At 66.3% G+C, this 2,750-nt stretch carries 3 protein-coding genes; 2 read left to right on the top strand and 1 reads right to left on the bottom strand.

The genetic code is table 11. From position 1 onward, the window contains the following. Positions 1-545, top strand: a 545-nt coding sequence (locus WBV42_RS00285; RefSeq protein WP_423984271.1) for an HAD-IC family P-type ATPase, incomplete at its 5' end; no start/stop codon positions are given. Here the strand turns inward: WBV42_RS00285 and WBV42_RS00280 are convergent. Then, positions 546-1,526 carry a hydroxyacid dehydrogenase gene (locus tag WBV42_RS00280; RefSeq protein ID WP_423984270.1) on the bottom strand — a complete coding sequence of 327 codons (981 nt, stop codon included), beginning with the start codon at positions 1,524-1,526 and terminating at the stop codon, positions 546-548. It abuts the gene before it with no gap. Between the two features lie 148 nt (positions 1,527-1,674). On the opposite strand from WBV42_RS00280, the gene WBV42_RS00275 reads away from it, so the two are divergent. Continuing rightward, positions 1,675-2,750, top strand: a 1,076-nt coding sequence (locus tag WBV42_RS00275) for an MFS transporter (RefSeq protein WP_423984269.1), incomplete at its 3' end; no start/stop codon positions are given.

Below are 2,750 nucleotides of genomic sequence, written 5' to 3'. Positions count from 1 at the left end.
AGGCGAGCAAGCGGACCGTCGATGCGCTCCACGGGATGGGAATCGAAGTCGCCATGCTGACGGGCGACAGCGAGGCCGTCGCCCGTTCCGTGGCCGACGAACTGGGTATCGACACCTACTTCGCCGAGGTGCTGCCGGAGGAGAAGGACGAGCGAGTCACGGAACTCACGGCGGGAGGCAAACGCGTGGCGATGGTCGGCGACGGCGTGAACGACGCCCCGGCCTTGACGCGCGCGGACGTCGGAATCGCCATCGGGAGCGGCACCGACGTCGCCATCGAATCCGCCGACATCGTTCTCGTGGAGAACGATCCGCTCGACGTGGTGAAGTTGATCCGCCTCAGCCGTGCGAGTTACCGGAAGATGCAGGAGAACCTCGTCTGGGCGACGGGGTACAACGTCTTCGCGCTCCCGCTCGCGGCGGGCGTCCTCGCGCCGCTGGGTATCCTGCTCTCGCCCGCCGTCGGTGCCGTGCCCATGTCCGCGAGCACGGTCATCGTCGCCATCAACGCCCGTCGATTGCGAGGGGCCGACCTGTCGGTCTGACTATCGCAGGTCGGTGCCCGTCGCCAGATAGCGGTCGGGAACCGTCCGCCCGTCGAGCAGGGCGAGCGCGTTCGTCGCCAAACGGTCGATGCAGGCCACGCTCGCCTCCTCGGTTCGCGCCGCGATGTGCGGCGTCAGCGTGACCGTTTCGAACCCGTGGAGCGGCGAATCGGGAGCCAGCGGCTCCGACTCGAACACGTCGAGTCCGGCACCGGCGATGGTTCCGTCGCGGAGTGCCCCGATGAGTGCCGATTGGTCGATGACTGCCCCCCGTGCGACGTTGACGACGACGGCCGACGGTTTCATCGCGGCGAACGCCGCTTCGTCGAGCATGCCGCGCGTCTCGTCGGTCAACTCGGTGGTGACCACGACGGCGTCGCTCCGTTCCAACAGGGAATCGAGCGTCGTCATCTCCGTGCCCGTCAGTTCCGCGTCCTCCTCACCGATGTACGGATCGAACGCGAGCGTCTCGGCGTGGAACCCGTCGAGCAGCGTGGCGAACCGTTGGCCGATTCGACCGTAGCCGACGATTCCGACCGTCTTCCCCGAGAGTTGCCGACCGATGGGCGTTTCGTCTCGCCAGCCGCCTGATTCGAGGACGCGCTGGGCGTGAACCGTTCGTCGGAACGTCGCCAGCAGGAGGCCGAGTGCGTGTTCAGCCACGGAGAGCGCGTTGAGTCCGGGCGTGTACGTCACCGGGATTCCGTGGTCGTTCGCGGCTTCGACATCGACGTTGTCGAGGCCGGTGCCGAACTTGGCGACCACCGAGAGGTCCGTCGCTTCGAGAACTCGCCGCGAAATCGGCAGGCGAGAGGTCGTGAACACCACGTCCACGTCGGCCAATTCGTCGACGAGCGAGTCCTCGTCGGGGTCGCCGCCGACCGTGAGTTCGACGCGCTCCCCCACGCGCTCATGCAACGCCGACAGCGGTTGTACGTCCACGTCCACGAGTCCCCGAACCGGTTCCGATTCCGTTTCCATCGTCCCCATCGTCCGAGCGATGACGATCCCTATCGACAAAACCGCTCCGGCGAGGGGGGCCGGGCATCGTCGTGACGGCGGAATACCGGTGAAGATTGGGTGACATCCGCCCATTTAACCGGCCGCCGAACCATCCTCGAACTACCAGATGTCCGCTCGCTATCGTTCGCTATCTCGACAGTTACGGGAGACGGTTCGCGGCCTCCGGGGTGACGGCCGGGGCTGGCTGCTCGTCACCGTCGCAATCGGGTGGGCGTTCACGCTCGGTATGCGGTTCATCCTCCCGACGCTGTTGCCCCAGATCGAATCGAATCTCCACATCTCCGACTCGCTCGCCGGACTCGCCATCACCGCCCTCTGGATCGGTTACGCCTTGATGCAGTTCCCGGCGGGGGTGTTGGTCAACCGTCTCGGGGAGCGACGACTGTTGACCGCAAGCCTCGGTCTATCCGGGTTCAGCATGCTCCTCCTCGGATTCGCACCGGCTTTCGGCGTCTTCTTCCTCGGCAGCGCGGCCTACGGACTCACGTCCGGCCTCTACGGCCCGAGTCGGGGGACGGTCCTCTCGCGGACATTCACGCGGAACGCGGGCGCGGCGTTCGGCATCACGTTGGCCATCGGTAGCCTCGGGTCCGCGTTCCTCCCGAACATCGCGGCGGCCGTCGTCTCCAGCATCGGTTGGCGGGCCATCCTCGCCGGGTTGGCGGTCCCGTTCTTCGTCATGGCGGTGATGGCGTGGAACGTCGTCCCCGAACGTCCCTCCGAGGACGACCGTTCGAGCGACGACCCGTCGGAGACCGACGCCGTCTCCGACGGCGGTGAATCCGACACGGCCTCGTCTTCCACGCTACCGGAGTTCGGCGAACTCGTCGGGACGCTCTCGGACCGCTCCATCCTGCTCGCGACCCTCTCGGTGGCGATTCTGCTCTTCGCCTATCAGGGAATCACCGCGTTCCTCCCGACGTATCTCCAGACGAAGGGGCTGAGTCAGGGAACCGCCGCCCTGCTGTTCGGGTTCATGTTCGTCACCGGCGCGATATCCCAAATCATCGCGGGCAGCGCCGCCGACAGACTGGGCATCAAACCCGTCCTCCTCGTCGTCACCGCCATCGGCGTCGTCGCTCCCATCGCACTGACGCTCGTCTCGGGAAAACTCGCGATAGCGGTCGTCGTCGGGATTCTCGGAACGCGCATGGCGGTCAACGCCGTCACGAACTCCTTCAT

Origin of the sequence: Haladaptatus sp. (assembly GCF_049589095.1) — an archaeon.
Taxonomy (GTDB): Archaea; Halobacteriota; Halobacteria; order Halobacteriales; family Haladaptataceae; genus Haladaptatus.
Note: the sequence above shows the minus strand (reverse complement) of the source record. Positions and strands in the feature narration are given on the sequence as shown.

Excerpts from the sequence above, each read along its gene's own strand:
- WBV42_RS00280 (WP_423984270.1), bottom strand. The coding sequence starts at position 1,526 with ATGGAAACGGAATCGGAACCGGTTCGGGGACTCGTGGACGTGGACGTA.